Source organism: Duncaniella muricolitica, from assembly GCF_910574735.1.
Lineage (GTDB): Bacteria > Bacteroidota > Bacteroidia > Bacteroidales > Muribaculaceae > Duncaniella > Duncaniella muricolitica.
The window spans coordinates 1-6699 of the sequence record NZ_CAJTCF010000121.1 but is presented as its reverse complement, the minus strand read 5'-3'; the positions used below and the strand labels follow the sequence as shown (position 1 = coordinate 6699).

At 43.9% G+C, this 6699-nt stretch carries 5 protein-coding genes; 3 read left to right on the top strand and 2 right to left on the bottom strand.

Annotated elements, in window-relative coordinates; all coding sequences use genetic code 11:
• Positions 1-204: 204 nt before the first annotated feature.
• Positions 205-1467 (bottom strand): PcfJ domain-containing protein, encoded by a 1263-nt coding sequence (locus QGT73_RS16605; RefSeq protein WP_068960718.1) that lies wholly within the window; start codon positions 1465-1467, stop codon positions 205-207.
• Between the two features lie 11 nt (positions 1468-1478).
• Positions 1479-1922 carry a PcfK-like family protein gene (locus tag QGT73_RS16600; RefSeq protein ID WP_157755893.1) on the bottom strand — a complete coding sequence of 148 codons (444 nt, stop codon included), beginning with the start codon at positions 1920-1922 and terminating at the stop codon, positions 1479-1481.
• 1086 nt (positions 1923-3008) lie between these two features.
• On the opposite strand from QGT73_RS16600, the gene QGT73_RS16595 reads away from it, so the two are divergent.
• The 3 genes from QGT73_RS16595 to QGT73_RS16585 all read left to right on the top strand — a co-directional run bounded on the left by QGT73_RS16595 (position 3009) and on the right by QGT73_RS16585 (position 6078).
• Entirely contained in the window at positions 3009-4208 is a 1200-nt protein-coding gene (locus QGT73_RS16595) for an AAA family ATPase (protein WP_068960720.1), read from the top strand.
• Between the two features lie 3 nt (positions 4209-4211).
• Complete coding sequence (locus QGT73_RS16590; protein ID WP_068960721.1) at positions 4212-4826, top strand: RloB family protein; 615 nt, start codon at positions 4212-4214, stop codon at positions 4824-4826.
• A 322-nt stretch (positions 4827-5148) separates the two neighbouring features.
• Positions 5149-6078, top strand: a complete 930-nt coding sequence (locus QGT73_RS16585; protein WP_068960722.1) for a hypothetical protein — start codon at positions 5149-5151, stop codon at positions 6076-6078.
• The last annotated feature ends 621 nt before the right edge of the window (positions 6079-6699 follow it).

Genomic DNA, 6699 nt, shown 5'->3' with positions numbered 1-6699 from the left:
AACCGTAATATACTAATCAAGTCCGTTCGCACCAAAATCTTTTCCAACAAACTAAATTTCAACAATTTCAAAGTACTCTTTCCGATTTTAATGGGACATCAATGAGTTCTTGTCCCAACTTGGGAATTAAGAAGTCATATTCAGAATTGCACATATAATGTTTTGATTGTGACCTCCACCGGTGCGGTGGAGGTCGGGTTAAACTTATGCTCTCTTTCTCTCTGCTATCATCTTGATGTTGTCGCTGATAATTTTGGTAATGCGGTCTTGATATTGGCAGACCTTGTTGGCGAATGCCCTGCATTGAATGATTGAGTAGTCTTTGAGGGAGATTTCAATCGTGGCGATTGTCTTGTCCTTGATTTTGGCGGAGAATACCAATGTGTTCTCTTTGAGGTAGTAGGACGATGAACCTACACAGATGTGCTGACGGCTTCCCTCATCATAATACTCGGCTACGGAGTTTAGGGTATGGACAACGATTTCTCCGTCTGTCATAACCAATCCGGTGTATTTGCCTTTGAGTTCCTCAAACTTGGCTTCATCTTCCTCCGCTCTCTTGCGGTCTTTCTCTCTCTGCTCCTTGATACGCTGACGTTCAGCCTTTGCCACATATTCATCGTGTACGGCTTTGAGGTCTTTGGGTGCTACCAACGTGGGGGAATGGAGGTCTCTGCCCATTCTATCCAACATCTTGATGTAGTCAAACCACATCTGAGGGTCGTCAATCTTGTAACCTGCCCTGCGTGCCACCTTGATTGTGTCCCAATATTTGTCAACCTCTTTAGGGTGGTGGCAAAGGTAACGGAACAATCCTTCCTCTCCGGCTTTCATCAGAGTCTCAGCCTTGGGGTTGGTGAGCAACTGCTGAAACATCATCACGGGGTGTGCGCCATAGGTAAAGGTTGTGTAGCCATTACGTTTGATGGTGTCAGTGACCTTTGTCCTTGGATAGACCCATTGGTTGGCGATGTGCCAGAATGCGTCATTGTCGTGTCTGATTTCCAATGGAGAGCCGAAAGCGAATGAGTCAATGTAGTGACCCAATGTGCGCTGAAGCCCCACTACGGTGGTGTGTCCGTGCTTGTCAATCCAATAGGAGCCGATTTCAATGAAGCCGGGATTTGCCTTCATTCCTTTGCGGAACTCCACAATCATCAGAAACATTCGGATTACTTGAAAACCCTTGACTGCGGTGACGATGATGAAGTAGGATTTATCCCTTACAACTCGCTGGGTGGTAGCCTTGACCTCAACCTTTGCGCCACAATGGGGACAACGGCACATTCCTTCCTCGGCTTCCCACTCGTGACCGCATATCAGACACACGGCTTTCCCTTTCTTGAATCTAAGGGCATAGTTGTCGATTGTATGGGTCAGTGCCCACTGCATTTGGGCGGTGGTGAGTGGGCGAAGCTGCCCACTCATTGCCAATATCTGCTCTTGCTTCTTATTTCTCGGTTTCATAGTCGTATGCTTTAGAAGTCATCTCCGAAGAGATTGGGTTGAACATTGATTTCTGCACCTGCTTTCGGTGCGGTGGCGGTGTGCTTGGGTGCGGTTGCCTTCGGCTGGTTCTGTCTGCGGATTTCGCGGAGTTGTTCTTCCTTGTACTGCTCCATAGCCTGTTCCTTTGCCTCGGCTCTCTCAGTGTCGGTGAGTTCCTTTGCAACCGCTATCTTGCAGTTGACATTGGGGACATCCTCCAAATTTTCATCGTAATAATGAAGGATTAGAGAGAACACGCTATCCGAGTCCATAATGGTGAGTCCGCTTTTCTGCACCTCGTGAGCCACATAGTTCAGTGCCTTTTCCAATGACTTCGCCGGATTTGCGTACTTGATAGCGAGGATAGGGTCGCTTGCGCAACGCTCCTCCATATAGTTACGGACAACCTCCATAACTGCGTTTGATGATTTCATTTCGTTTGCCATAGTCGTATATATTTTAGAATGTTAAGACAAAGTATATCATTGCAATAAGGGTTAGTATGCTGATGAGCCACCCTATACCTCTTATCATCGGTTTCACTACCACCCAAAGAACAATCCCGATTACTATTCCGAGTATTATCCCGACCACCTTAGTCAGCCGTCTTAATGCGGTATGAGCTGGTGATGGTGTGAAGCTCGAATTTCTAATATGTCGGTTATTTTGTGTCATAAGGCGATATTTTTTTATTTGATTTTCCGCTTAATGCGTCTAATCACTGTTTGAAGTATGTTCGCTCGTTTATTATCCCTGCGTGACGGGAAATAGCGGGCTGTTCGCCGACGGCAGGAAAATACTACCCGTAGGGCTGGAGATTTTTCTGACAGGCGGCAAAAGAATAGCCCGTTACCGGCACGTTATTCCATCACGAGCGAATATGCTTTCCAATAGATGATTGCATTATGCTGAAATTGCCGAATAAACATAGAGCCGAAGTTGCCTCTTTGGAGACACAGAATAACCGACATACGGAAATGTTTTTTCTAAAATCAGTTGAAGTGTTACCTACATGAAATTTGAAATGCCACACTCCCGGAAAGGCGAATGTATGTGACGGAATCAGGAAATGGAGGCATGCCGTAATGCACAGAGGCCGTCACAATCTTTCGCATCGTGGAGTGCTGACAACGGAAGAATGGCGCGACGGCTAAACGAAACGGGTAATGGAGCGGGCGTTAAGAATACGGAGTTGCAGATAAGCAAGAGCAGGATTGGCGAAGCTCCGGCTCCGGCGTTCAGCAACTCGGTGTTTAGCCCGCTCTCATTCTCAGGTAATGCGGTCGGCGGTAGAGCAGCCTCCGGCAAACGCCGCGGACGGCATTGCCATTACCAGACATTGCCTCGCTGTGCGATGACAAGCCCAGCCGTCGTACCTCTCTGGAGTTTATATTTCTGAAAATCGCATCTGAATAAAGCATTGACCGTATTTAGCCTTGATTTTCTTGGAAACACCAAAAATTATGGCTAATTTTGCAGTTGGCCTGCAATATGGGCTTGAATTTTAGGTATAATACAAAATGATACGCGAATTCTGGACTGAAAACTACCTGTCAATTCGGGAACGTCAAACGATGAACTTTGAGACGGACGGCGATGATGGAAACTGGATGAGTGCCGAAATCACAAAAGGTGTTCATCTTGGCCGTGTGGGAATAATATTCGGAGCCAACGCTTCGGGTAAATCGAATATGCTCAAAGCGATGCAGAACGCTTTTGAGCTTATGTTCATTGACCGTAAAGACCGAAATGAAAGGGTGCATTCTGAAATGCCTTTTGCTTTGACCAAGGATCAGCCGACAAAGATGTTCGTGTCTTTTTATGCCGACGGTGTCAGATATGATTACATGATTTTATATCTCGGAAGCCATATCATAAGGGAGGAATTGAATTACTATCCCAATAAGAGCAAGTCTCTGTTTTATGAACGCGAGTTTGTCGGCGAAGACAGACAATGCGAGATTAAATTTGGAACAAGCATTGGCATAAAGGCGAAGACGCTCCGGGTTCTGAAAGAGCATACTCTCAACAATCATTCGGTCCTCTCCACATATGGAAAAGTGTCCTTGCCGGAAGACGCATGTAAGATTGCGGCACTGTACAATTGGATTAAGTCCCATGTACATGGAGTCAACAATGACGGCGGAAGCCTCGTCTCTCTTCTGAAAGAGGTAAGTCAGAATGAGAAAAAGAAAGAATTCTTCATACAGATGTTGAAAAAGGCTGATTTCAATATTTCAAATTTCAGCGTCATATCGGATGGCGTTGAAAACCATGTGGAGTTTGTAAATACATCAGATGAAGGTAACTTCATGTTGCCTCTCTCCACACAGTCTGCCGGAACAATTAAATATCTGGTTGATCTTAACTATCTGTATAATGCCATAACCGGAGACCATATCTATATGCTTGACGAATTAGGCGAGGATTTGCATTATGATCTGCTACTGTATTATATTCAGGTCTTCCTTGCCAATTCGTGCCAATCGCAGTTGTTTTTCACAACACAGGAGATGACATTGCTTTCAGAAGATCAGTTTAATGAAAACCGTCAATCAGTGTGGTTCGTAGAGAAGTCATCTGAAACGGCGGCATCTGAATATACCCGCGCTGACAAACTCGGCCTCCGCAGGGAACACTCACTCTACAATTCCTATCGTATCGGTCGGTTTGGGTCAAAACCTGTGTTGGGTTCGCCGTTCATCTTAAATCAGAAATGAGCCATGCCAAAAGTAAGGAAACAAACCACTGTGATTATCGGCGAAGGCCCTACGGAGTTCTTCTATCTCAATTCATTGAAGGATGAGTTCCGCCAGTTACAGAGCATCAAACCGGACACTCCGAAGAATACGAGCCTGCGTGAATTGGAACGCTCGATTGAATCTGCAATAGCAATCGGATATGACAGGATTTTTTGTCTTATCGACATGGACAATAAGAAGAAAGACCCGACAAGTTGGGCAGCCTATTCTGAATTGAAACGGAAATATCATGGCAAGAAGGTCCACAATGAGAAAAAGGGGCTCAATTATGAAGTCCGTTTCTTTGAGACTGACCGCTGCACTGAACTGTTCTTCCTTTATTATTTCAGATATACGGGACAAAATTATGCCGATTCAAAAAGCATAGAGGACGAGCTTTGCCGGATATGTGGATATGAAAAAACTCAACGGTTTTTCAGGACACATCCATTGCATCAATATTTCCAGAAGAAAGGCGGTGATTGGGTAAGGGCGATTGAGAATGCCCTGAAATCTGAGAAATGCCTGATTGACGGAGAACGGGATTATACCTATTCCGAAATAGGCTCAATGTTCAAAGAGCTGGGAATTGTCTGATTTTGTCAGTATAGTATGAAGTGTGTTCGCTCGTCAACACCACGGCACGATGGGGAAAAAGCATGGCTATCACAATAACTTAATTTCGGCAATAAGCAAGGTTCTATTGCCGAAATTAAGGAGGAGCGTGTTATTCCGAATTAATTCATATACCTTGCAGTGTTCAATGACATTGAACACCACGGTGTATTATAACTGGGATTGATGTAAAATGTGTCCCTGTTAAAAAAATGAATCCTGATATATTTGTAAAATTAGATTATTCTCCGCAATTTTGCATTATTCTCCAACACTCGGAGAATAATGCAAAATATCGTAGAACATGAAGGAGATAACAATCGCCGGACAGCAGATAGAGCTTCGGAATCTATCCAAGCAAGACCAAAAAGGTCTGTGGCTTGAACTCATTGCAAATTTCAAGATGATGCAGTTTGATTTCAATGGGCAGGTTATGCTTTTGCTTGTGGCCAAAGGTGAAATGGATTATACCAATGTGCAGCGTCGTAAGATTTCGGAAAGAATTGAAAGCATCAAGCATATTCCGGCTGTATTTTACTTTGACAATTTATTGACTTATGAGCGTGACCGATTAGTGGAGCAAGGAGTGTATTTTATCGTAGCCGATAAATTTGCATTTGTGCCTACCTTGATTATCAACAGGCTGTCAACAAAAAGTGAGATTAAAGAATTGTTTTATCCGTCAACACAATATATTCTTTTTTATCATCTACAGATCGAGAGCCTTGACGGTTTGTCGCTTAAAGAGTTGGAGGATAAAGTACCTTATAAATATAAGACAATCGCCAAATCCATAAAGCAACTTGAAGCATTGGGATTGGTTAGTCTGGAAGGCAGCAGGAATAAGAAACTTGTGTTTGAACTGTCAGGGAAAGAACTTTGGGATAAGGCGTCAACCAATCTAATTGATCCAATCAAAAGCATAGAATACACATCAGATGTATTTCCCGAAGGAGATATTGGCGGAATCTCGGCTCTGTCGCATTACTCAATGCTCGTCCCGGAGGATGTCCCGACAAGAGTTTTGACTGCGGAGTGGGTGCGTGAACATAAATACTCCATACCCGAATTGCACTCTTTTGAAGATACACAGCGCATCGAGATATGGAAGTATCCGCCGTCAGGCACTTCCGGCTATGTGGATAAATTGTCATTGTTCCTGACATTGAAAGATGATAACGACCCACGGGTTGAGAAAGAAATTGCAATAATGATGAATAAAATAAAATGGTAGGAGGACTTGAAAAATTCAGGGAAGCGTTTGCCGACTTCTCTGACAACTTTGTGATTATCGGAGACACAGCCTGCGATGAAGTCCTTTCCGAACATCCCTCAAACGAGCACTGAGATTCCAAGAGAGACAAGATAATTGAGATTTGACAGCAGTATAACGGCTAATATGCTGATTCCGATTGCAGAAACTTTAACATTTAGGATAGCGTGTACATCGCGGAAAATGATTAAATTTGCACTATCGGATGAAAAATGACGAAGAACATTGAAACACTGTCGTGTGCGTAACGTGTACACCACAGGAAGAGCAATGCCAACAACTTGATTATCAATGCAAAGCATAAGATTCGCCAACCCCAGGCGGATCACGATAAGATTTATCAAATCGAAGAAAACCTCTGAAAATCAACGATTTTCGGAGGTTTTGCTTTTTGCCTCCTACCCCAAATCGGCGCAATATATGGCAATATCCGGTGTGCAAAAAGGGAGCAAGAAATTTTACAGGGTCAAGCCGAAATGGCGGTGCATATGTTAAATTTGGCAGTTAGAAGTGTTAAATTTTTAGGCGTAGAGTTTGACCAGTCGGAATATGAAGAAGTCTCGGTCCTGGACACCACGCATT

Bases quoted from the DNA above. Each gene is read 5' to 3' on its own strand.
- QGT73_RS16590 (WP_068960721.1), top strand. From the start codon at position 4,212: ATGCCAAAAGTAAGGAAACAAACCACTGTGATTATCGGCGAAGGCCCT.
- QGT73_RS16585 (WP_068960722.1), top strand. From the start codon at position 5,149: ATGAAGGAGATAACAATCGCCGGACAGCAGATAGAGCTTCGGAATCTA.
- QGT73_RS16600 (WP_157755893.1), bottom strand. From the start codon at position 1,922: ATGAAATCATCAAACGCAGTTATGGAGGTTGTCCGTAACTATATGGAG.
- QGT73_RS16595 (WP_068960720.1), top strand. From the start codon at position 3,009: ATGATACGCGAATTCTGGACTGAAAACTACCTGTCAATTCGGGAACGT.
- QGT73_RS16605 (WP_068960718.1), bottom strand. From the start codon at position 1,467: ATGAAACCGAGAAATAAGAAGCAAGAGCAGATATTGGCAATGAGTGGG.